At 55.8% G+C, this 22,807-nt stretch carries 18 protein-coding genes; 11 read left to right on the plus strand and 7 right to left on the minus strand.

The genetic code is table 11. The features are described 5' to 3' along the window. Window positions 1-42: 42 nt before the first annotated feature. Both AC6I8W_RS21790 and AC6I8W_RS21795 read right to left on the minus strand, forming a co-directional pair. Window positions 43-1,386: an MFS transporter gene (locus AC6I8W_RS21790; RefSeq protein WP_497838739.1), complete on the minus strand. Its 1,344-nt coding sequence runs from the start codon at window positions 1,384-1,386 to the stop codon at window positions 43-45. A gap of 206 nt (window positions 1,387-1,592) precedes the next feature. Then, window positions 1,593-2,597: a GntR family transcriptional regulator gene (locus AC6I8W_RS21795; RefSeq protein WP_497838740.1), complete on the minus strand. Its 1,005-nt coding sequence runs from the start codon at window positions 2,595-2,597 to the stop codon at window positions 1,593-1,595. A 330-nt stretch (window positions 2,598-2,927) separates the two neighbouring features. Between AC6I8W_RS21795 and AC6I8W_RS21800 the strand changes: the two genes are divergently transcribed. The 8 genes from AC6I8W_RS21800 to AC6I8W_RS21835 all read left to right on the plus strand — a co-directional run bounded on the left by AC6I8W_RS21800 (window position 2,928) and on the right by AC6I8W_RS21835 (window position 10,349). Continuing rightward, a complete protein-coding gene (locus AC6I8W_RS21800; protein ID WP_480372408.1) occupies window positions 2,928-3,803 on the plus strand; it encodes a polysaccharide deacetylase family protein in 876 nt (291 codons plus the stop codon). Between the two features lie 63 nt (window positions 3,804-3,866). Further along, window positions 3,867-5,231, plus strand: coding sequence for an MFS transporter (locus AC6I8W_RS21805; protein ID WP_497838741.1), 1,365 nt, complete (start codon window positions 3,867-3,869; stop codon window positions 5,229-5,231). Window positions 5,232-5,240: 9 nt separating this feature from the next. Beyond that, on the plus strand, window positions 5,241-6,017 hold the full coding sequence (locus tag AC6I8W_RS21810) for an SDR family NAD(P)-dependent oxidoreductase (protein ID WP_497838742.1): 777 nt from the start codon (window positions 5,241-5,243) through the stop codon (window positions 6,015-6,017). Between the two features lie 9 nt (window positions 6,018-6,026). Then, a complete protein-coding gene (locus AC6I8W_RS21815; protein ID WP_497838743.1) occupies window positions 6,027-6,773 on the plus strand; it encodes an SDR family NAD(P)-dependent oxidoreductase in 747 nt (248 codons plus the stop codon). An 11-nt stretch (window positions 6,774-6,784) separates the two neighbouring features. Next, the gene (locus AC6I8W_RS21820; protein ID WP_497838789.1) at window positions 6,785-7,069 is read left to right on the plus strand and encodes a hypothetical protein; all 285 of its coding nucleotides are present in this window, start codon (window positions 6,785-6,787) and stop codon (window positions 7,067-7,069) included. A 9-nt stretch (window positions 7,070-7,078) separates the two neighbouring features. After that, window positions 7,079-8,101 (plus strand): CobW family GTP-binding protein, encoded by a 1,023-nt coding sequence (locus AC6I8W_RS21825; RefSeq protein ID WP_497838744.1) that lies wholly within the window; start codon window positions 7,079-7,081, stop codon window positions 8,099-8,101. Window positions 8,102-8,105: 4 nt separating this feature from the next. Continuing rightward, window positions 8,106-9,302: an ABC transporter substrate-binding protein gene (locus tag AC6I8W_RS21830; protein WP_497838745.1), complete on the plus strand. Its 1,197-nt coding sequence runs from the start codon at window positions 8,106-8,108 to the stop codon at window positions 9,300-9,302. Window positions 9,303-9,476: 174 nt separating this feature from the next. Further along, window positions 9,477-10,349 carry a type II toxin-antitoxin system HipA family toxin gene (locus tag AC6I8W_RS21835; RefSeq protein ID WP_497838746.1) on the plus strand — a complete coding sequence of 291 codons (873 nt, stop codon included), beginning with the start codon at window positions 9,477-9,479 and terminating at the stop codon, window positions 10,347-10,349. Window positions 10,350-10,498: 149 nt separating this feature from the next. Here the strand turns inward: AC6I8W_RS21835 and malG are convergent, their stop codons facing one another. From malG to malE, 3 genes are read right to left on the minus strand one after another with little or no spacing between them, the layout of a single operon-like run. Next, entirely contained in the window at window positions 10,499-11,389 is an 891-nt protein-coding gene (gene malG / locus AC6I8W_RS21840) for a maltose ABC transporter permease MalG (protein ID WP_497838747.1), read from the minus strand. A gap of 9 nt (window positions 11,390-11,398) precedes the next feature. Further along, window positions 11,399-12,931, minus strand: coding sequence for a maltose ABC transporter permease MalF (gene malF / locus AC6I8W_RS21845; RefSeq protein ID WP_497838748.1), 1,533 nt, complete (start codon window positions 12,929-12,931; stop codon window positions 11,399-11,401). Window positions 12,932-12,991: 60 nt separating this feature from the next. Then, window positions 12,992-14,182 carry a maltose/maltodextrin ABC transporter substrate-binding protein MalE gene (gene malE, locus AC6I8W_RS21850; RefSeq protein ID WP_497838749.1) on the minus strand — a complete coding sequence of 397 codons (1,191 nt, stop codon included), beginning with the start codon at window positions 14,180-14,182 and terminating at the stop codon, window positions 12,992-12,994. 364 nt (window positions 14,183-14,546) lie between these two features. Here malE and malK point away from each other — a divergent pair, with 364 nt between their 5' ends. The 3 genes from malK to malM all read left to right on the plus strand — a co-directional run bounded on the left by malK (window position 14,547) and on the right by malM (window position 18,003). Next, window positions 14,547-15,656: a maltose/maltodextrin ABC transporter ATP-binding protein MalK gene (gene malK / locus AC6I8W_RS21855; protein ID WP_497838750.1), complete on the plus strand. Its 1,110-nt coding sequence runs from the start codon at window positions 14,547-14,549 to the stop codon at window positions 15,654-15,656. 43 nt (window positions 15,657-15,699) lie between these two features. Further along, window positions 15,700-17,001: a maltoporin gene (locus AC6I8W_RS21860; RefSeq protein ID WP_497838751.1), complete on the plus strand. Its 1,302-nt coding sequence runs from the start codon at window positions 15,700-15,702 to the stop codon at window positions 16,999-17,001. An 84-nt stretch (window positions 17,002-17,085) separates the two neighbouring features. After that, window positions 17,086-18,003, plus strand: coding sequence for a maltose operon protein MalM (gene malM / locus AC6I8W_RS21865; RefSeq protein ID WP_497838752.1), 918 nt, complete (start codon window positions 17,086-17,088; stop codon window positions 18,001-18,003). A 127-nt stretch (window positions 18,004-18,130) separates the two neighbouring features. Here the strand turns inward: malM and malQ are convergent, their stop codons facing one another. Further along, complete coding sequence (gene malQ, locus AC6I8W_RS21870; RefSeq protein WP_497838753.1) at window positions 18,131-20,161, minus strand: 4-alpha-glucanotransferase; 2,031 nt, start codon at window positions 20,159-20,161, stop codon at window positions 18,131-18,133. 8 nt (window positions 20,162-20,169) lie between these two features. Beyond that, window positions 20,170-22,557 (minus strand): maltodextrin phosphorylase, encoded by a 2,388-nt coding sequence (malP, locus tag AC6I8W_RS21875; RefSeq protein WP_497838754.1) that lies wholly within the window; start codon window positions 22,555-22,557, stop codon window positions 20,170-20,172. Window positions 22,558-22,807: the final 250 nt, after the last annotated feature.

Below are 22,807 nucleotides of genomic sequence, written 5' to 3' on the forward strand. Positions count from 1 at the left end.
CCGAATTATGCATAAGCGGCACATTGTGCCGCTTATCGAGAATTAATGGCCCTGCCATTGGTGATATTCGCCATTGCGGCGACCTGGTGCCGTTTCCGGCAGGCGCAGCAGACCATACACGGAGATGATCCCCAGCACTGCCACATACAAGGCGAGTCCGTACCAGTGCCCGCCAGTGGCCTGGAGAATTTTCACCGCGAGCAGACCCAACACGCCGCTACCGATCAGCGAGCCGACCTGCCAGATCACCGCAATGCCGCTGCAACGAATATGGGTCGGAAACAGCTCCGGGAACCAGGAGGCTTGTGGCGCATAACACATACTGTGACCCAGGGTTAAGGCCACGATCATCGCAATCTGAGTCAGCCAGTAACTGTTTTGTGACAGAGCGAGGAAAAAGGGCACGATTGACAGGACAATCAACAACGCTCCGATCATATACACCGGTTTTCGGCCAATTCGATCGGATAACGCTCCCATCAACGGAATGGCAAACACTTCCAGAATCACCGCGACGATCATGCTGTTCATCAGGATACCGGCATCCAGCTGATTGGCTTTGCCCCAGGCGAGAATGATCACGGTGAACAGGGCAAAGGCGCAGGCTTCAATCAATTTGGCAGCGACCCCGTTGATCACCAGACGCGGATTGCCCTGAATCACTTCTTTCAATGGGCGCGATTCTGCGGCTTTGGTGGCGCGGATCGCGGCAAAGACAGGCGATTCATCAATACGCAGACGAATAAACAGGCCCACAATCACCAGCAGCGCGCTGAGCAGGAAGGGGACGCGCCAGCCCCAGGCCATCATCTGGTCATCAGATAAGGTTGCATTGAGGATGGCAAACAGCGCCAGTGGCAATAGAAAACCGACCGGCGCACCAATCTGCACCCAACTGGCGAAAAAGCCCCGGCGCGAAGATTGCGAGTATTCAGCAGTCATCAGCACAGCACCTGCCTGTTCGCCACCGACACCAAAACCCTGCAACAAACGGATCAGAATCAGCAGTACCGGTGCCCACACGCCAATTTTTTCATAGGTTGGCAGCAGTCCGATGCAAAAGGTGCCCAGCCCGACAATCAGGATGGTCGCTACCAGGGCTTTTTTACGGCCCACTTTATCGCCGATATGACCAAACACGATGCCGCCGATCGGGCGCGCCAGGAAACCCACCGCATAGGTGGCAAAGGCCGCGAGGGTGCTGACCAGCGGATCGTGGCTGGGGAAAAACAGGTGACCAAAAAACAGCACGGCAGCCGTGCCGTAGGCGAAGAAGTCGTAATATTCTGCCGCAGTGCCAATGGCGGATGCCCCGGCAACGCGTTTAATCAATGAGGTGTCGGTGTCCTGAGAAGTCTGGGTTGAAGTCACAGTAGAGGAAGACATAGCAAGTACCTGCAGGTTTTTTATGTCCTACTACCATACAAGAATAGCTAAGCCGATTGATGAGAAAATGATCACATCTCAGGCAAAAAGGGGATGGCGTAGCGGTGCGATTTATCGCGCATCTTTACCAGCATCGCGCACGGGATTGCGCGGGAAATCGCGGCGTTACGAATTTGTGTGAGCACGTTTGCCAAAAATGGATTTTATTAAATTCTAACCATAAATGACGGCAGGGCCGGTACTGGCAACACCGACAACACTTTCAGACGTTGCAACGTGCGTACCTGCGCCCGTTCCAGATGGTCGCGCAGGCAGGCGGCGGCCAGTTCCCAGTTACCTTTCAGCAGCATTTCATAGACCAGGCAATGTTCTTCCAACATCGCGGTTTCCACCGGGATGGACAGCAGATCATAAAAGATGCGCGTGACGATAAACGGTGACTGATTCTGTCGCAGGATTTGCATCATCAGTTTATTGCCTGCCGGTTCAAGACAACGCACGTGCAAATCTTCATCCAGTAACTCCAGCTCGGCGGCGGTGAGCTGCCTTCCTTTGTATCGCTGCGCCTTTTCCAGCGATGCGGTGAGCCACTCAGCAGGCAGCAGTCGGCCAGCCTTACGCAACGCCGTTGGTTCCAGGCTGGCACGAATTTCAAAATGGTCAGCGATCTCGCGTGCGGTCAGGGGACCGGTCAGCCATTGGGAATAGGGTTCTTTTTCCACCAGTCCTTTATCACGCAGGCGCATCAGGCTTTCACGGATCACCGCGCGGCTGACGTTGTAATGCTGCGCGGCTTGCTGCTCGTCCAACTGATAGCAGCCAAACACCATCGCGGTCGAGAGCACCACTTGCAGGTTATCCAGCACCTTTTCGCCGGTGCTGCGGGTATCTACCAGCGCTTCCTGTTCATCAAGGCCCAGCAGTTCACGCGTCAGCCCGGCACGCAGCGGTTCCACTTCCTCGGCTTCTTTCGCCACGATAAAACCACGGCCTTCAAAGCGAGCAATCAAGCCTTCTTCGTGCAGCAGACTTAACGCACGACGCACTGGCACGCGGCTGGTACCAAACAACTGCGCCAGCGGGCCTTCCAGCAGAACCAGACCCTGCGGAACCCGTTTCTGAATCAGTACGTTGTGTAAAAGCTGTCGGATCACTTCATAGCGCGCAGAACCGGTCTCTTCCGTCGCTGCCGGGGTATTTTTTGTCCGCATTATCCTGTCATCGGTCCTGTTTTCATCGCGCTACAGTATCACATCCTGGCGCGGTGCAAAGTCGCGCAGGGCATAAGCACAATGATGGTGCAGCTCGCACGGTAATGGATCATATCTATAAATATACATCTTGAATGAAAAAGGTCAGCACCAGCGCGGTTTACGTATCGCTTATCGATTTTTCGCATCAATGCATTGATATTCATCATTAAAAAATTTATTTCACAGCGCGAAAGAAAATTGATCATTATTTTATCTCAGATCCTGGCATAACCATTGCAATGCATAAATGGATATTATTTTTAAATATACATTTATGGAGTTGCAGATATGGCCAAAGAAATTCTTTGCGCATTTGGTGTAGACGTCGATGCCGTTGCTGGCTGGTTGGGTTCGTACGGCGGTGAAGATTCGCCGGATGACATTTCTCGCGGCCTGTTTGCCGGTGAAGTTGGCGCGCCGCGTCTGCTGAAGATGTTTGCCGAGCAGAATCTGCGTACTACCTGGTTTATTCCGGGTCACTCGATTGAAACCTTCCCTGAGCAGATGAAAGCGGTGGTGGATGCCGGGCATGAAATCGGTATTCACGGTTACAGCCATGAAAACCCGATCGCCATGACACCGGCACAGGAAGAGGCGGTGCTCGATCGCAGCATCGAACTGGTTACGCAGCTGGCGGGCAAACGTCCAACCGGCTATGTCGCGCCCTGGTGGGAATTCAGCAATGTCACCAATGAGTTGTTGCTGAAAAAGGGTATCAAATATGATCACAGCCTGATGCATAACGATTTCCATCCTTACTACGTTCGCGTCGGTGATAGCTGGACCAAAATCGACTATAGCCAGCATCCCGATAGCTGGATGAAACCACTGCAACGCGGTGCAGAAACCGATCTGGTGGAGATCCCGGCCAACTGGTATCTCGATGATCTGCCGCCGATGATGTTTATCAAAAAATCCCCCAACAGCCACGGTTTCGTCAATCCACGCCATCTGGAAGAGATGTGGCGTGATCAGTTTGACTGGGTTTACCGCGAAAACGACTACGCGGTGTTCACCATGACCATCCATCCCGACGTGTCGGGTCGTCCGCAGGTGCTGCTGATGCTGGAGCGTCTGATTCAGTATATCCGTAGCCATGAAGGCGTACGTTTTGTCACTTTTGACGAGATCGCCGACGACTTTAAACAGCGCCAACCGCGCTAAGTACGCGTAGCGGCGCGATTTATCGCGCTGCAACCCGTTAACCCCTGACAGAGTGATAGCGTTATGAGCATCTTTAAGAAAATCTCCGTAAATGGCTGGCAGCCGCAGCAGTTGACCATCAGGGACGTAAAATTTGCCACCTGGATTGCTTTTTTCGCCTGGGTTTTTGCTGTTTATGATTTCATTCTGTTTGGCACTTTGCTGCCGGAAATCGGCGGCCATTTTGGCTGGAGCGAGGTCGAACAGGCGGAAATCGCCACCTGGGTAGCGGTCGGTGGCGCGGTGATCGCGCTGGCGATTGGCCCATTGGTGGATCGTCTTGGTCGTCGCATGGGGATTGTGGTCACCGTAGGCGGGGCGGCGATCTGCTCGCTGCTGACCGCCATCGGTGGTGCCTGGGGTAAAGGTGCGTTGACGGCAATTCGTTCGGTAGCCGGTCTGGGCTATGCCGAGCAGACGGTCAACGCGACTTACCTTTCTGAACTCTACACCGCCATTGACGATCCGAAACTCAACAAGCGTAAAGGGTTTGTCTACAGCCTGGTACAGGGAGGCTGGCCGGTAGGGACGCTGGTTGCCTCTGCGCTGACCGCGATCCTGATGCCAATCATCGGCTGGCAGGGCAGTTTTATCTTTGCCGCGCTGCCGTCACTGGTGATTGCGGTGCTGGCGCTGAAACTGAAAGAAACTCCGCAATTCCAGGTACAGAAGAAGATCCAACAACTGCGCGCCGAGGGTAACGATCGCGATGCCCGTCAGGTCGCAGATGATTATCAGGTTTCGTATGAAGAACAGCACAGCGCCGGTCTGGCAGCCGCGTTCCGTGGCCCGTCACTGCGTGCCACGCTGGTACTGGGCGGCGCGGTGTTAATCAACTGGTTTGCCATCCAGATTTTCAGCGTGCTCGGCACCACGGTGATCACCAAAACCCATGAGGTTTCCTTCAACAACTCGCTGCTGATCCTGATTCTCTCCAACCTCGTCGGTTACTGCGGCTACCTGGTACACGGCTGGCTCGGCGATCGCATTGGCCGTCGCAACACCATTGCCGTTGGCTGGATGCTGGGCGGCGTCGCCTTTGCCGCGATGCTTTATTGCCCGGATAACTTCGCCACCATCGTCGCTCTGTACAGCATTGGCTTGTTTTTCCTGATTGGCCCCTACGCGGCAGCACTGTTCTTTATCAGTGAAAGTTTCCCGACCGCTATCCGTGCCACCGCCGGTGCGTTGATTGGCGCAATGGGGCCGGTTGGCGCGATTATCGCCGGTGTCGGCACCACCAGCGTGCTGAGTAGCGGTGGTCACTGGCAAGATGCAGCGCTGTGGTTCGGTGCAGTCCCGTGTTTTATCTCCGGCATCATTATGTTTTTCGCCCGTGCGCACGCGCCGCAACGTACTGGCGTCAGTTCAGCGGTCACCACCGCTTAAGGAATATCTATGCAGCTTTCGTCTTCAACTCAACCGGTCGCTGCCATCAGCGGTGCCGCCAGCGGCATAGGTCTGGCGTTGGCCACGCTCTACGCGCAACGTGGTGTCAAGGTGATCGCCGGCTACTATCCCGCCGATCCACACGATCCTGCTGTGGCGGCAGCGCAAGTGGAAGCCGCAGGGGGCGATGCCCTGTGGTTACCGCTGGATGTGGCCACGACCGACTCGGTGGATGCGTTTATCACCCAGGGCGTGCAGCACTTTGGTCGCCTCGATTATATGGTGGCGAATGCCGGTATCTTACGTCGCGCGCCCATCGAAGAGATGAGTGACGCACGCTGGGACGACATGCTGAACGTCGATCTGACCGGCGTGATGCGTTGTTTCCGCGCTGCCACGCCACATCTGCACGCTGGAGCCAGTCTGGTGGCGGTCTCCTCCATCGCCGGTGGCGTCTACGGCTGGCAGGACCATGCCCACTATGCTGCCGCCAAAGCGGCGGTGCCGGGTATCTGCCGTTCGCTGGCGGTGGAGCTGGCCCCGCGCGGTGTGCGCTGCAATGCCATCATTCCGGGGTTGATTGAAACGCCGCAATCGCTGGACAAACAGAACTCGCTCGGCCCCGAAGGTCTGGCGAAAGCCGCCAGCGCCATTCCTCTGGCGCGTGTTGGTCGCCCGGAAGAAATCGCCAAAGTGATTGCTTTTCTCACCAGTGAAGAGAGCAGCTATCTCACCGGGCAAAGCCTGATTGTCGATGGCGGTCTGACCGTACGCTGGCCGGATTAAGGAGCCGCTATGCAATTGAAAGATAAACGTTGCGTTATTACTGGTGCGGCCAGCGGCATTGGTGCGGCAATTGCTGAACTGTTTGCCCGCGAGGGTGCCAGGCTGGTGTTGACCGATCGCGACGCCGACAAATTGGCGTTGCAGGTGGCGCAATGCCAGCAACTTGGCGCGGAGTGCCTCGCAGTGGTAGCGGATGTTGGCGAGATCAATGGGGCCACCGCCGGAGTGGACGCCTGTCTGGCGCGTTACGACGGCATTGATGTGTTGGTCAACAACGCCGGGATGTTAACCCAGGCACGTTGTACGGAGATCACGCTGGCGATGTGGGAAGAGATGATGGCGGTGGATCTGCGCAGCGTATTTCTTGCCACCCAGCGTGCACTGCCCGCGATGCTGGCACAGCGCTGGGGGCGGGTGATTAACATTGCCTCGCAGTTGGGGATTAAAGGCGGTGCGGAGCTGTGCCACTATGCCGCCGCCAAAGCCGGGGTGATGGGTTTTACCAAATCGCTGGCGCTGGAAGTCTCGGCTGATAACGTGCTGGTCAACGCCATCGCCCCCGGCCCGATCGAAACGCCGTTGATTGATGGCATCAATCAGGCATGGAAGCAGGCCAAAGCCGCTGAATTGCCGCTGGGGCGCTTTGGACGGGCGGAAGAAGTGGCACCGGTGGCGCTGCTGCTCGCCAGTGAGCCGGGCGGTAACCTGTTTGTCGGCCAGACGCTGGGACCGAATTCCGGCGATGTGATGCCGTAACGGAGGCAATGATGTGTGGAGTCTGCGGCCTGTTGGATAATGGGCCGCAGTGGAGCGATCCACTGCGCCAGGATATCCCCCAACGTCAGTTGCGTTTGCAACAGCTGGCGTTACTGAACCGCGCGCTCAAGCCGTGGCGACTGACGTTAACCGAATTTCACAACAGTTGGCTGTTAGCCAGCCCGACCGGGCAACAAATGCTGGTCAATTCACTGGATGTACTGTGGCAGGAAGCGGAAAAAATGATCCGGCGGCCCATCGATCCACTGGATGATACCTGGCTGAACGCGCTGTAAGGAGAGCGGATGAATTATCAGGAAAAGTTGCCCTTGCATGTATTGAGTGGCTTCCTCGGCAGCGGCAAAACCACGTTGCTGAAAGGCTGGCTGGCCCAGCAAAACCTCAATGAGGTGGCGCTGCTCGTGAATGAGTTTGGTGAAGTGGGCATTGACCACCATCTGCTCAACGAAGTCGCGCCTGATACCGTGTTGTTGCCGAGTGGCTGCGTCTGTTGTCAGATCCGTGGTGAGCTAAAAACTGCGCTGCTCGATCTGTTTGAACGGCGTACGCGTGGCCTGTTGCCACCGTTTAAACAGGTGATTCTGGAAACCACCGGGCTGGCCGACCCGTCACCGATTCTTTCGACATTGCTGCACGATCGTCAGCTCCAGCATCATTTCATTCAGGGCACGCTGGTGACGCTGGTCGATGCAGAACATGCCGCAATGCAGGCGGAGTCACAACCTGAATGGCTGGCGCAGGTGAGTGCGGCAGATAAGCTGTTGGTCAGTAAACATGATCGGGTAAGCCCTGAACAGCAGACGGCATTGGCAGACTGGCTACGCCAGATCAACCCGCTGGCACAACTCAGCGATACCCGCACCGCGCTGGGTGATCCGCACCGCCTGTTTCTCCTGCCGTTGCGCAGCGGTTCACGCCAGCAGCGTTTCCGCTGGCTCGGTGCCTGTGCCGATGAGGGCTACAGCCTGGCACCGGCTACCCATAGCGTTTCACATCCGGTTACGCAAACCTGCGTGATCACGCTGCACCAGTCGTTAAACTGGCCGGCATTTGCTATCTGGCTGTCAATGCTATTACATTGCCACGGTCGCACGGTGTTGCGGATGAAAGGCATTTTACGCGTCAGCGACAGCAGCACGCCGATTGTTATCCACGGCGTGCAACATACCTTGCATCCGCCGGTGCACCTGCACGACTGGCCCGGTGAGCTGGAGAGTTCAAAACTGGTATTTATTTTGCGCGGTCTGGAGGCCGATCGCCTGCAACAGGCGTTCAGTCGCTACCTGCGGGCGTTTGAGGAGCCATAACGGTATGAATTCTGCGGCAGTGGTCAATGACCAACTGACCTTACGCGTGCTCGGAACCTCCGTCACGCTGCTGGAGATGCTGCGCGTGCGCGCGGAGCAGGATCTCGGCATCAAAATTGAATATATGTTGCGCAGCGTGGAAGATGCGCAACGTATCGCGGTGATGCATCCCGAAAGTTACGACCTTTACGATCAGTGGTTCCACAATATTGATTTTGTCTGGCCCGCGCGCGCCATTCAGCCGCTGGAGATCAAACGTCTGACCTGGTGGAATGAGGTGAATGCACTGGCAAAAACCGGCACCCTCAACGCTAATGGAATACTGGCTGATGGCAGCGTGCCCTCGCAGCGCTTGTATGTGCAGCGTGATTTGCATCTCGGCAGCCAGCCGAGCGATCGCATCAGTATGCTGCCGCTGACGCACAATGCCGACAGCTTTGCCTATCACGTTGACCGGCTGCCTGCTGCGTTGCGCGATGAGGAAGAGAGCTGGGGATGGTTGCTGCACCCGGCGCTGACCGGTCAGGTCGCGTTGCAGGAAGATGCCGCGATGGGCGGCCTTGACGCAGCGCTGGCGATGCAGGGGGCAGGGTTGGCCCGTTTTGCTAACACCGGCAACCTGGCGCTGGAAGAGATTGATGTGCTGACGCAGGCGCTGTCGCGTCTCAATCGTCAGGGACATTTCGCCGCATTTTGGGCCACTCAGGAGCAGGCCTGTGATTTGATTGAAAATCGCCAGGTGGAGGTGCAGAGCTTGTGGGCGCCAATCTATTTCCGCCACCACTTCCATCAGCGTGGCTACAAGATGGCACATCCCCGTGAAGGCTATCGCGCTTGGTATGGTGGTATGTCGTTGTCCCGCTGCGCCACTGGCAAAATCAAAGATGCCGCCTATGACTACCTCAACTGGTGGCAATCCGGCTGGCCGGGGGCGGTGATGGCGCGCCAGGGTTATTACATCTCCAACCCGGAACGCAGCCGTGCCCATCTCTCTGCCGCCGAATGGGATTTCTGGTACGGCGGCAAACCCGCAGCGGAAATGTTATACGACGCGTGGGGCGCGCCGTTGATACCGGAAGGCGAAAGCCGTGACGGCGGCAGCTATGAACAACGTATGAGCCATATCGCAGTCTGGAACTCGGTGATGGATGAGCATAATTATCTGACGCGCCGCTGGCAGGATTTTTTGCGTTCAGCCTGAAACATGATCGGGTGTGTAGCGGCGCGATTTATCGCGCTGTTTTCGGACGTTTCATCGCCTGCCAAAACCCGCGCGATAAATCGCGCCGCTACGAAAAGTGCAATATCCAGCATGGATTTTGTACTTATATGGGACAAAATAATATTAATTTATATTTTGTCACTATATGAGAAGTTGGACGATTTGCTGCGCTGGGATCATAAAGAGAGTGCCTTCCAGTACCTGCTGAACAAATATCTGCTGCAAACGACCATTTCCGGTGTGCAGCCGAAAGTGATGATCAGCAGTGAAAGCCGGGGAACGGTGCTGTATCCCAACCTGATTGCCAAAACCGGTGATGAAGAGTATCCCCGTCTGGCGGAGAACGAGTTTATTTGTATGTCCCTGGCGCGCGCCTGTGGATTGCCGGTGGCGGATTTTTGGCTCTCGGATAACAAAGAACTGTTCATTATGGAGCGCTTTGATATTCAGGGGGAAAAACGGCTGGCAATGGAGGATTTTTGCGTGTTGGCGGGTAAGACGTCGGACCATAAATACGCGGGTTCCTATGAAACCGGTGCCAGAATTGTCAGCCTGTTTACCCGCGACCAAGCGCAGGTCGAGCTGTACTGGCGCTATGTGTTGTTCAGTTGCATGGTAGGCAACGGTGATGCGCACCTGAAAAACTTTTCGCTGGTATATCAGGCCGCCGGGGACGCCATACCCCAACTCTCGCCATTATACGATGTGGTAAACACGCAGATTTATCCCACCAATGATAACGAGCTGGCGTTAAAACTGAATAAAAGTAAGCAATTCCCCGATCGTGATAGCCTGATTAAGTTTGGTCGCGAGTTAAAAATCATTCATCCGGAGCGGGTGCTGGAGGAGTTTGCGGATGTGATCAGCGACCAGTTGGCGACCAAGGCGCTGTTCGCGGACTTCCCGGAATTACACGCCGCCATTGGTCATTCGCTGACCCGCAGCGGAGCGACCAACAACGTCTTTATGCATACCGATGTAAAAAGGCCCAGGAAGCGCAAAACGGATTCACTGCTTAAGCAATGAAATGTCTCCATATAGTGACAAAAAAAGATTAAACGTAAATATGTCACTATATGGGGACAATAAAAAAGGCGGCCCGTAGGCCGCCGAAACATCTCAACCCTCAATGGCAGTGAACATTGAGGAAGCAGTGGCAACGCAATGATGAAGTCTTAACCCTTAACACCTCCAGCGGTGAGGCCGTTGACCAGCCAGCGCTGTGCCAGCAGAAACACCAGCGCAATCGGAATGGCCGAGAGCACCGCTGCTGCGGCAAAATCGCCCCACAGGTAGTTCTGTGGATTGAGATATTGCTGCATCCCCACCGCCAGCGTGTAGCTGTTGACGTCGCGTAACAGCAACGAAGCAACTGGCACCTCGGTAACCGCCGCGATAAAGGCGAGGATAAACACCACCGCCAGAATCGGCACCGACAGCGGTAATAACACCAGGCGAAACGCCTGCCACGGTGTTGCGCCATCCAGTGCGGCAGCCTCTTCCAGCGAACCGTCAATGGTTTCGAAATAGCCTTTAATGGTCCAGACATGCAGCGCAATCCCCCCGAGATAGGCAAAGATCACGCCGCCGTGGGTATTCAGGCCGAGAAACGGCAGGTACTGCCCCAGACGATCAAACAACGCGTAGAGCGCCACCAGCGACAACACCGCCGGAAACATCTGGAAAATCAGCATGCCTTTTAACAGGCTGGCGCGCCCGGTGAAACGCATACGGGCAAAGGCATAGGCGCAGGTAGTGGACAACGCCACAATACCCAGCGCGCTGATCCCGGCAATTTTTACTGAGTTCCACAACCACAACAGCACCGGGAAGGGCGGTGGCGTCACGCTGCCATCGGCATGCGCGACGCTAAACCCGAGCGCCAGTCGCCAGTGTTCCCACGACACCTGATCCGGGATCAGGCTACCGGTGGCAAAGTTCCCGGCGCGCAGTGAGATCGCCACCACCATCAGCAGCGGAAACAGGATTGCCGCGATAAAGGCCAGCAACACCAGATGCGTCAGCAGTAAGCGTAATTTCTGCGATTTGGGTTGAACCATCGCCATAACGTCTCCTTAGTCGAATTTCATCCGCACGGCTTTCAGGTTAATCACCGCCAGCACGCCCACCAGCAGGAAGATCAGGGTGGCAATCGCCGCAGCGAGGCCAAAGTCCTGACCGCCGCCCCCTTCAAAGGCGATACGCCAGGTGTAATTCACCAGCAGATCGGTGTAGCCCGCTGGCGTGGTGGTGCCGAGTCGGTCGGGGCCGCCATTGGTCAGCAGCTGCACCAGCACGAAGTTGTTAAAGTTAAAGGCGAAACTGGCGATCATCAGCGGCATCAAGGGTTTCAGCAGTAACGGCAGGGTGATCAGAAAGAAATTCTGCATCGGCCCAGCCCCGTCCATCGCCGATGCCTCATAAAGATCGTCCGGGATCGCTTTTAACAACCCCATGCATAAAATCATCATGTAGGGATAGCCAAGCCAGGTGTTGACGATCACCAGCATGGCGCGCGCCAGGGTGGGATCGCTGAACCATGCAGGCTGGAAGCCAAACAGCGCTTTCAGCATCACGTTGATCTCACCAAAACTCTGGTTAAACAACCCCTTAAAGATCAGGATCGAGATAAACGCCGGGACGGCATACGGCAGGATCAACATCACGCGGTAGATCGCTTTGCCGCGCAACGCCTCCCACTGTACCAGGCAGGCCAGCACCATCCCCACCGCGACGGTCAGCACCACGGTCAGCAGCGAAAAGATCAGCGTCCAGCCGAAGATCGCCAGGAATGGTTTCTGGATGCCTTCATCGGTAAACACCCGGATAAAATTTTTCCAACCAGTATTAACGGTGAAACCGGGGCTGAGTTTCTCGCTGCCCCAACTGCCGTCGGCGTTGATGGTTTGATAAAAACCGCTGGTTTCATTGGCACGGTACGTTATGCCGCTTTGCTGGTTTTTCAGTAGCCCATCGTGGCTCAGGAGATAAAGCGGTCGCGTGCCGGAAAACTGGCGCAGCGAACTCATCACCAGTTGGCGTCCATCCGGTAATTCAGCATGAATTTGACTCAGCGCCTGACGGTGGGTGGTGATCACCCGTAATGTGGCACGCTCACCGGCAGGTGGCGTTGCCGGGGTGAGTTTTAGCGACTGCTCGCCGCCGAAGGCAAACGGCGCGGAGACAAAAGTCTGTCCGCTATCGCCATCGGTCAGCACCAGTTGCCAGCGGTCACCTGCGGCAATCAGGTTGAAGTTTAAGCCTGCACCATCCTGATATTGACGACTCAGCAACACCTGCTGTGCCCGTTCCAACGTCAGTTGGTTGGTGCTGCTGTAGTTGGTAAAGGCGATAGCGACGGTACAGACCAGCGGAAACAGGACAAACAGCCCCATACCGGCGATACCGGGATAAACATAGCGCCAGGCATACGCACGACGGTTGGCATAAATCCAGATACCGAGCGCACTGATAATCAGAGAAATCAAGGCAAACAGATATTCACCCTGGATATACATCAGCACCAACAGGTAGCCGACCAGCAGACAGCAGATCCCGACGAGAAGGCCCTTCAGCAACGTGCTTCCCGTTTGCGGTTTTCCTGACATGATTCGGTTTTCCTTAACAGCCAGTGACGAGCCGGATTGCTCCGGCCCGGCGAGTGGAAATTACTTATTCAGACGCGCTTTGGCATCTTTCAACGCGGCATCAACACTTTGACGGCCACTCAGGGCGTTCAGCGTGGCGGTGCGCATCGCGTACCAGAAGGCGGCCATTTGCGGGATGTTTGGCATAATGTCGCCGTTCTGGGCGTTACTCATGGTGGCAGCAATGCGCGGATCTTTTTCCAACTGCTGCTGGAAGGATTTGAGCGCTACAGCACCCAGCGGTTTGTCTTTATTCACCGCATCAAGACCGGTATCGGTTAACAGGTAGTTCTCAAGAAACTCCTTCGCCAACTCTTTGTTCGGGCTGGCAGCGTTGATCCCGGCACTCAACACGCCAACAAAGGCTTTCGAGGGTTTGCCATGCAGCGTCGGCAGCGGGGTGACGCCGTAGTTGATACCGCTTTTATCGATATTGCTCCACGCCCAGGGACCGTTGATGGTCATCGCGGTCTGGCCCTTATTAAACGCCGCCTCGGCGATCGAGTAGTCGGTATCCGCATTCAGGGTTTTGGCTTTGACCTGATCCACCAGGAACTGCAAACCGGCTTTCGCCCCGGCGTTATCCACACCCACATCTTTCACGTTGTAATGACCGTCGGCGTATTTAAAGGCATAGGCACCGCCCGCTGCCAGTAGCGGCCAGGTGAAGTAGGGTTCCTGAAGGTTGAACATGATGGCGCTTTTGCCTTCTTTGCGCATTTGCTTGTCGAGCGCGGCGATTTCTTCCCAGGTTTTCGGCGGGGAGGGCAGTAAGTCTTTGTTATAAATCAGCGACAGGGCTTCAACTGAAATCGGGTAACCGATCAACTTACCGTTAAAACGCACTGCGTCCCAGGTGAAGGGGAAGATTTTTTCCTGAAAATTTTTATCCGGACTGATTTCCGCCAGCAGGCCCGATTCGGCATAGCCACCAAAGCGATCGTGCGCCCAGAAGATGATATCCGGACCGTCGCCGGTGGCAGCCACCTGCGGATATTTCTCTTCCATTTTGTCCGGGTGTTCCACCGTCACCTTGATGCCGGTTTCCTGCTCAAACTTTTTACCCACCTCAGCCAGACCGTTATAGCCTTTATCACCGTTGATCCAGATGACCAGTTTCCCCTCTTCAATTTTTGCCATCGCGGTTGCCGAAAATAACACGGCAGAAAGGGCTGATAAGGCGAGAATGCGTGCGCCGGTTTTCATCGTCATAACTCCATCCTGTTTGCGGAAACGGAAATTTCTGTTGTCGCCACATTGTGTTGATTCACGTCGGGTTCTCATCCTCCTGCCCTCTACGCCTGACGCGCGTTCAATGTGATCGGCGTTGCAAAACAACCCGGTTATCACGGTATGGCGCACAAAAATGGCGCTGCCAGTTTGTATTGCCGATCACAAAAATGCCCGCCACCCGCATCTTCCCTGACTTTCCCCTCCGGTCTCCTCCTCCCATCTCCTCCCCCATAAATCCGCCCGGTGCGGAGGATGTTGTCCACACCCGCGTTGCCCATAGTGGTCGTCGGAGTCTGCCCGCCGTGATACGGGCAAGGATTAGCAAGCTGAGAGGAAAAGCATCATGGCGAGCGTCGCGTTACGCAATGTCACTAAGACCTGGGGCGACACCGAGGTATCGAAAGATATCAATCTGGAGATCGGTGAAGGGGAGTTCGTGGTTTTTGTCGGTCCGTCAGGCTGTGGGAAATCCACCCTGCTGCGCATGATCGCCGGGCTGGAAACCATCACTCGCGGCGAATTGTTGATTGGCAATCAACGTATGAATGATGTACCGCCTGCCGAGCGCGGCGTGGGTATGGTGTTTCAGTCCTACGCGCTCTATCCCCATCTGTCCGTTGCAGAAAATATGTCCTTCGGCCTGAAACTGGCCGGGGTGAAAAAGGCTGAGATCCAGCAACGGGTGAATCAGGTCGCGGAAGTGTTGCAACTGGCGCATTTGCTCGATCGCCGTCCCAAAGCACTTTCCGGCGGTCAACGTCAGCGCGTAGCGATTGGTCGTACGCTGGTGGCTGAGCCACGTGTGTTTTTGCTGGATGAGCCGCTATCCAATCTCGACGCCGCGCTGCGCGTCCAGATGCGGATTGAGATTTCCCGTCTGCATAAGCGACTGAAACGCACCATGATTTATGTGACGCACGATCAAGTCGAAGCGATGACGCTGGCTGACAAGATCGTGGTGCTGGATGCCGGACGTGTGGCGCAGGTTGGCCGTCCTCTCGAGCTTTATCACTATCCCGCTAACCGTTTTGTCGCCGGATTTATTGGCTCACCCAAGATGAATTTCCTGCCGGTTAAAGTCACCGCGACCTCGATTGAACAGGTCCAGGTTCGCCTGCCCAACGATCAACTGGTGTGGTTGCCAGTGGACAGCGCAGGGGTACAGGTGGGCAGCAACATGTCGTTAGGCATTCGTCCCGAACATCTGATTTCCAGCGATATCGCCGATGTCACTCTCGAAGGTGAGGTGCAGGTCGTCGAGCAGCTGGGCTTTGAAACACAAATTCACATCCAAATCCCCGCCATCCGTCAGAACCTGGTTTACCGCCAGGAGGACGTGGTGTTGGTAGAAGAGGGCGCCCTGATGGGCATTGGCCTGCCGCCAGAACGTTGCCACCTGTTCCGTGAGGACGGTAGCGCCTGTCGCCGGCTGCATCAGGAGCCTGGTGTTTAGCCCCGTAAAAACAAGAAAAGCAATGACCTCAGGAGATAAAAACATGTTAACTCTGCGCAAACTCCCTCTCGCGGTTGCCATCGCGGCGGGTACGCTCTCTGCCCCGTCAATGGCGGTAGATTTTACCGGCTATGCCCGTTCCGGCATCGGCTGGACCGGCAGCGGCGGTGAACAACAATGTTTTCAGGCAACCGGTGCGCAAAGCAAATACCGTCTGGGTAACGAATGCGAAACCTATGCCGAATTGAAACTGGGCCAGGAAGTGTGGAAAGAGGGCGATAAGAGCTTTTATTTCGACACTAACGTGGCCTACTCGGTGTCACAGCAAAACGACTGGGAAGCTACCTCCCCGGCGTTCCGTGAAGCTAACGTCAAAGGAAAAAACCTGATTGATGCCCTGCCAGGCTCCACCATGTGGGCAGGTAAGCGCTTCTACCAGCGTCATGACGTTCATATGATCGACTTCTACTACTGGGATATCTCCGGTCCGGGTGCGGGTCTGGAAGATGTTGATCTCGGCTTCGGTAAGCTCTCCTTCGCGGCGACGCGTTCATCCGAATCGGGCGGCTCTTACACTTTCTCCAGCGATCAGACGCGTGATTACGCCACCGCTACCGCTAACGACGTGTTCGATATCCGCCTTGCTGGCCTGCAAACTAACCCGAATGGTGTGCTGGAATTAGGTGTCGATTACGGACGTGCTAACGAACGTGATGGCTATCATCTGGAAAATGGCGCATCAAAAGATGGCTGGATGTTCACCGCTGAACACACCCAGAGCATGCTGAAAGGCTACAACAAGTTTGTGCTGCAATATGCTTCTGATGCCATGACCTCACAGGGCAAAGGCTTACCACAAGGCACCAACCTGAATAACAACGGCAACATGTACCGCATCCTGGACCACGGGGCAATCTCGCTGGCGGACGATTGGGATCTGATGTACGTCGCCATGTACCAGGATATCGATCTCGATAATAACCGCGGTACGGAATGGTACACCGTGGGTGTGCGTCCGATGTACAAATGGACGCCCATCATGAGCACCCTGCTGGAAGTGGGCTACGACAACGTCAAGTCACAACAGGCCAATGAACGCAACGGTCAGTACAAAATCACCCTGGCGCAACAATGGCAGGCTGGTGACAGCATCTGGTCGCGTCCGGCACTGCGTCTGTTTGCTACCTACGCCAAATGGGATGAGAAGTGGGGCTATACCAAAGACTCCTCTGGCGATCTCACCTCATTTGCCGCAGCCGATAGCAGCGGTAATGGCATCTTAACCAACAGTCGCGGCAATAACGACGAGTGGACGTTTGGTGCGCAGATGGAGATCTGGTGGTAATTCGTTAATTTATCAATAGTTTATTCGCAGCGGCGGCTATTGCCTGGTGCCGTCGCTGTTGATCTGCCTAATAAGGTTAAAACAATGAAAATGACAAAAACACTGGCGGCGCTCTGCCTGAGTGCCGCGCTCATGGCGGGCCAAAGCCTGCCCGCGTATGCCGATATCACCCTGGTGCCACAAGATCTCTCAGCGGCACCGACATTTTCTTCAGCTAGCCTGCACCAGCTAAGCTGGCTGCCAGTGGATACGTCACGTACCCAGGTCAGCAAGTTGTCTGACGTCAGTACCCCGACCGGGGCCGCTGGCGTGACGGGCGCAGTAGCGGCCTATAGCCTGCCTGCCAATATTGGTGAACTCAATGTCACTCTAACCAGCGAAGTGGCAAACAATCAGGTGTATGCACCGAACGTATTGGTGCTGGATGAAAACCTGCGTCCCGCCGCCTGGTTTCCGAGTAAGTTCTTTACTTACCAGCAACCGGGGGTGATGACGCCAGACCGGCTGGAAGGGTTGATGAAGCTGACACCGGTGCCCGGACAGCAAAAGATTTACTTGCTGGTGTTTACCACCGAGAACGATCTCACCCAAACCACCACGTTGCTGGATCCGGCCAAGGCGTTTGCCAAAGGCACCAGCAACGCGGTGCCGGATATTCCTGATCCGATTGCGCGCCATACCGGCACCGGTACGCTGAAGCTGAAGGTCAAAACCAGTTCTGGATCGTCAATCCTGGTGGGGCCGTTGTTTGGTTCGTCCGGCCCGGCACCGGTGATGGTCGGCAGTACTCAGGTGGTTGCACCTGCTGCCGTGACAACGTCACCTGCACCGAAAAGTGCGTCGATTATGAATGATACCGAGAGCTACTTTAATCAGAACATCCGCCAGGCGGTTGAGCAGGGCAACATTGATAAAGCGCTCAAACTGCTGGATGAGGCCGAACGTCTGGGATCAACCACAGCGCGGCCAACGTTTATCAGCAGTGTTAAAGGCAAGGGGTGATGCTACCCCGGCAGTGCTGAGTTGCCCCACCTGGTGCGCTACGGCGCACCTTTTTTATATGTAAAAATAGCGTGATAAATCACGCCGCTACAGACAACGCACGTAGCGGCGCGATTTATCGCGCAAACTAACTAATCTGCCGCCGCTGGTGGATATCCGCCAGCAAGGCATTGATCTGCGGATCGCGGAACAATGCTTCCAGCGTGACGCGCAATTTACGCCGCCAGTTGGGATATTGATCGGTAGTCCCTGGCACATTCACCGGCGATGCCATATCCAGCCAATCCTCAGGCTGTAGTCCCAGCAACGCACTGCTGCTATCCGCCAGATAACGATGCATCGCGTGGTTTAACGCGGTGCTCATCTCGCTTTGACGGGTAAATTTGGGCAGGTAGCCCGTACGGTGCAGACTGCGCAGCAGTGCCTGTTTCGCAGCGCTGCGCTGCTGATGCAGTCCGGCGAGGATAATTTTGTCGGGATACAATCCCAACTTGCTGCCGGTCGTCAGGTCATCACTTTGCCACCAGCCGCGCAGCGTCGGCATATCATGGGTGGTGGCGACGGCCATCGCCTGGCGCATCCATTGCCGTGGTGGGCGAAAACCGGTTGTCGAAGTCTGCTCAAAATAGAGCACTTTGTAGGAGTAAACCCCAGCGTCACGCAGTTTACCGATGATCGCTTCCGGCACCGTCCCCAAATCTTCGCCAATCACCATACAGCGGTGACGCTGACTCTCCAGCGCCAGAATGGCCAGCAGATCGTCGATCGGATAGTGGACGTAGGCACCCTGCGCCGCGCTGCCGTCGCGCGGAATCCACCACAGGCGCAGCAGCGCCATCACATGATCGATACGCAAGGCCCCACAGTCGTGCATATTCGCCCGTAGCAAGGCAATCCAGGGTTCATAAGCCCGCGCCTGCATCACCTGCGGGTCCATCGGCGGCAATCCCCAGTTTTGACCGAGTGGACCGAGGATATCCGGCGGCGCACCGACGCTGGCCTGCAAACAATACAACGCGCGGTCGCCCCAGGTTTCCGCACCACCTTGCGCCACGCCCACCGCCAGATCGCGGTATAAACCGATGGGCATTTGTTGTTGCTGGCATACCTCCCAGCAAGCCGCAAACTGACGGGCGGCCAGCCACTGTAGCCACAGGTAAAAATTCACCTCGGCGCTGTGTTCAATACGGAAGGCGCGAACCGCTGCGCTGTCGGGATGCTGCCAGTCCTGCGGCCAAACCTGCCAGCCGTAGTTTCCCTCGTCCTGCGCCATCAGCGCCGCCTGTAACGCATCAAACACCCCCTGCAACTGCAAACTTTCACCGCCAGCGGCGATAAAGGTTTCAAAGGCACTAAGCTCGGGATCGGCCAGTTCTCGCTGGCAGAAATGTGTCCACGCCAGACGCAGGGCGGTCAGCTTCAGTTGGCTGACGGCGCGGTAATCCACCCAGTCACTGGCACGTACATCCTGCCATGTCTGCTGTGTCGAGGAGGATTGCCACCAACGCTGGGCATCCTCGCTCTGACGAAAGTCGTCCACCGCATTCACGTCGATATACAGGGTATTCAACCAGCGGCGTGAGGACGGGCTGTAGGGGCTGGCACTCTCCGGCATGCTCGGAAACAGAGCGTGCAGGGGATTGAGGCCGATAAAGGCACCACCACGCTGCGCCACCTGTTGGAGCATCAACTTCAGATCGCCAAAATCACCGATGCCCCAGTTCTGTTCTGACTTCAGAGTATAGAGTTGAACGCAGGCTCCCCAAAGGGATTCACCGTTTAACAGCTCGCCAGGCTCATAGCAACGTGACGGTGTCACGACAATGGCGCAGGTCGCGATGTCGCCGTCCTGCATTAGCGTAAATTGATGATATCCTTCTGGTAAGGACGGCAATTGCAACCGTTGACCTGGGGCGTACTGTCCTGACCACTGGTGACCGCTTTCGCTTTGTAGCCGCCATTGTGCCCGCTCAGTCAGGGTTGGCGATAACACCAGCGGCTGACCGTGCTGGAACACCTTCACGGCAGGTAATGGCGTTATCGCACCGGCAGCAGGTTGCATGGCCGCCAGCAGACGCTGGCGGGTATCGGTAGAAATGGTTTGCGACTGGCCGTGAGCGTCAATGTAATCCAGCGCGATGAGGTTGTGTGGTTTCATCGGATTCCTCAGCGCGCCGCCTGCCAGATACGTTGCTGATAATCGCGGATCGACCGATCGGAGCTGAACATCCCACAGCGTGCCGTGTTGAGGATGGCTGCCCGCGTCCAGGCGTCCTGATCGGCCCAGAGTGTTTCCGCTTGTTCCTGGGCTTTCAGATAGTGACGGAAGTCTGCCAATACCAGATAAGGGTCGCCGCCTTGTGCGCCAAGGCTGTGGAGCAACGCGTTAAAGGCGTTGGTATCGCCTGCACTGAAGGTGCCATCCTCCAGCGCCTTCAGTACCTGATCGAGCTGAGGATCTTTTTTACGCCACACGGCGGGGGCGTAGCCCTGCGCTTTTAACGCGTTAACCTGCTCGACGGTATGGCCAAAGATAAAAATATTCTCGCTGCCAACCTGCTCCGCAATCTCGACATTTGCTCCATCCAGCGTACCGATGGTGAGCGCACCATTCAGGGCCAGCTTCATATTCCCGGTGCCGGACGCCTCTTTTCCGGCGGTGGAGATTTGCTCGGAAAGATCGGCTGCCGGGATCAGACGCTCCGCTACCGAAATGTTGTAGTCAGGGATAAACACCACCTTCAGACGATTGCCGACACGCGGATCATGATTAATGACGTGTGCGACCTGATTGATGGCGTAGATGATGTTTTTCGCCAGCGCATAGCCCGGCGCGGCTTTGGCACCGAACAACACCACGCGCGGGGCAAGATTTGCCTGCGGATCGCTGACCAGCGTCTGCCATAACGCAATAATATGCAGCAACGTCAGGTGCTGGCGTTTGTATTCATGCAGACGCTTAATCTGCACATCAAACATCGCTTCTGGATTAATCGCAATGCCGGTGCGAGCAAGGATCCAATGCGTCAGCTCAACTTTGTTGCGTTGCTTGATGGCACGATATTGCGCGCGAAACGCCGCATCATCGGCAAACGCTTCCAGCCCCTGCAACGCATCGAGATTGTTGACCCAGGGTTGTCGCAAGGTGTTGCTGATCAAGTCCGCCAGTGCCGGGTTGCACTGATTAATCCAGCGGCGTGGGGTAATGCCGTTAGTGACGTTATGGAATTTCTCTGGCCACAACGTGTGATATTCAGGAAACAGATCCTGCACCACCAGTTGTGAATGCATCGCTGCGACGCCGTTCACCGCAAAGCCACCAACTACGCAGAGGTTTGCCATGCGCAGTTGGTTGTTATGCACCAGCGCCAGCTTCGCCCAGCACGCATCATCACCCGGCCAGCGGGCTTCCACCTGTTTTTTCAGCCGGACATTGAGGGTATTAATGATCATCATATGGCGTGGCAGCAGGGTGCGTACCATGCGCACGTCCCAACATTCCAGCGCTTCCGGCATCAACGTATGGTTGGTGTAAGCAAAGGTGCGGCGAGTGATATGCCATGCCTGTTCCCAATCCATCTGATGTTCGTCCAGTAACAGGCGCATCAGCTCGGGAATCGCCAGCGTGGGGTGCGTGTCGTTCAGCTGAATGACTTCGTAATCCGGCAATGTGGCGATGGGGCGACCGGCCTGGTGATGGCGGCGTAAAATATCCGCCAGTGAGCAGGCACACTGGAAATATTGCTGCATCAGACGCAATTTTTTGCCCGCCGTATGGTTGTCATTGGGGTAGAGCACTTTGGTCAGCTTCTCGGCATCAATGCCAGGCTGCTCGGCGCGCAAAAAGTCGCCATCGTTAAAGCGTTGCAGGTCAAAAGGTTGCGCATGCTTTGCCTGCCACAGACGCAGCGGCTGTGTCACCCCATTTTGATAGCCCACTACCGGCAAATCCCAGGCTTCCCCCTGCAACAGGAACGCCGGTTCCCAGCGCGTGTTGATCACCTTGCCACCGATGCCAACCATGACGTTGAGGGCCGCATTATGGTTAAACCACGGATAGCGATCGCGCTGCCAGTCATCCGGCAGTTCATGTTGCTGTCCCGCGACAAAACGCTGCCGAAACAGGCCATATTGATAATTCAGGCCATAACCAATCGCCGGTTGCCCGACGGTAGCCATTGAGTCGAGAAAACAGGCAGCCAAACGGCCAAGTCCGCCGTTACCCAGCGCCGGATCGGTTTCGCACTCCAGCACCTCACTAAGGGTGATGTCCCAATGCTGCAACGCATCGTTGACTTCGTCATACCATCCCAGATTCAGCAGGTTGTTGCCGGTCAGGCGACCAATCAAAAATTCCATTGAGAGGTAGTTAACGTGACGTTGCGGCGAGCTGGCAGGTTGAGCAGGAAGGTCAGCCACCATGTCGGCCAGCGCACCGCTCAGGGCGTGCCACCACTGATGCGGTGTCATGTCTTGCGCATCATTAAGGCCAAAACGTTGCCACTGGCGAGTCAGGGATGCCATAAAACGTGAACGATCAAATAGCTGTGTCATAACCGGATGTCCTGTGAGAGCGAATAAAGTCTGCCCGCCAGTGTGCTTGTGCATAGCGACGCGCTCATCCTCCTGCGGTGAATTCACCAGGGAGGATAAGCAGGGTGGAGAAGGTGAGGAGAATCTGAAACTGCACCAGGAATGTGATAACTGCCGCTTTTGTAAAGATTACTTAATGAGTTTGCTTGCAATCACTCCGCGAATAATCGAAGTTGTGTGAATAATAATTTCGAAGCGTAAAAAAATAATC

The sequence above is a fragment of the Pantoea sp. X-Soil-TKNS-1211 genome, assembly GCF_059730495.1.

Excerpts from the sequence above, each read along its gene's own strand:
- AC6I8W_RS21815 (WP_497838743.1), top strand. The coding sequence starts at position 6,027 with ATGCAATTGAAAGATAAACGTTGCGTTATTACTGGTGCGGCCAGCGGC.
- AC6I8W_RS21805 (WP_497838741.1), top strand. The coding sequence starts at position 3,867 with ATGAGCATCTTTAAGAAAATCTCCGTAAATGGCTGGCAGCCGCAGCAG.
- malF (WP_497838748.1), bottom strand. The coding sequence starts at position 12,931 with ATGTCAGGAAAACCGCAAACGGGAAGCACGTTGCTGAAGGGCCTTCTC.
- AC6I8W_RS21860 (WP_497838751.1), top strand. The coding sequence starts at position 15,700 with ATGTTAACTCTGCGCAAACTCCCTCTCGCGGTTGCCATCGCGGCGGGT.
- AC6I8W_RS21830 (WP_497838745.1), top strand. The coding sequence starts at position 8,106 with ATGAATTCTGCGGCAGTGGTCAATGACCAACTGACCTTACGCGTGCTC.
- malE (WP_497838749.1), bottom strand. The coding sequence starts at position 14,182 with ATGACGATGAAAACCGGCGCACGCATTCTCGCCTTATCAGCCCTTTCT.
- AC6I8W_RS21810 (WP_497838742.1), top strand. The coding sequence starts at position 5,241 with ATGCAGCTTTCGTCTTCAACTCAACCGGTCGCTGCCATCAGCGGTGCC.
- AC6I8W_RS21825 (WP_497838744.1), top strand. The coding sequence starts at position 7,079 with ATGAATTATCAGGAAAAGTTGCCCTTGCATGTATTGAGTGGCTTCCTC.
- AC6I8W_RS21790 (WP_497838739.1), bottom strand. The coding sequence starts at position 1,386 with ATGTCTTCCTCTACTGTGACTTCAACCCAGACTTCTCAGGACACCGAC.
- malQ (WP_497838753.1), bottom strand. The coding sequence starts at position 20,161 with ATGAAACCACACAACCTCATCGCGCTGGATTACATTGACGCTCACGGC.
- AC6I8W_RS21800 (WP_480372408.1), top strand. The coding sequence starts at position 2,928 with ATGGCCAAAGAAATTCTTTGCGCATTTGGTGTAGACGTCGATGCCGTT.
- malK (WP_497838750.1), top strand. The coding sequence starts at position 14,547 with ATGGCGAGCGTCGCGTTACGCAATGTCACTAAGACCTGGGGCGACACC.
- malG (WP_497838747.1), bottom strand. The coding sequence starts at position 11,389 with ATGGCGATGGTTCAACCCAAATCGCAGAAATTACGCTTACTGCTGACG.
- malM (WP_497838752.1), top strand. The coding sequence starts at position 17,086 with ATGAAAATGACAAAAACACTGGCGGCGCTCTGCCTGAGTGCCGCGCTC.
- malP (WP_497838754.1), bottom strand. The coding sequence starts at position 22,557 with ATGACACAGCTATTTGATCGTTCACGTTTTATGGCATCCCTGACTCGC.
- AC6I8W_RS21820 (WP_497838789.1), top strand. The coding sequence starts at position 6,785 with ATGTGTGGAGTCTGCGGCCTGTTGGATAATGGGCCGCAGTGGAGCGAT.
- AC6I8W_RS21795 (WP_497838740.1), bottom strand. The coding sequence starts at position 2,597 with ATGCGGACAAAAAATACCCCGGCAGCGACGGAAGAGACCGGTTCTGCG.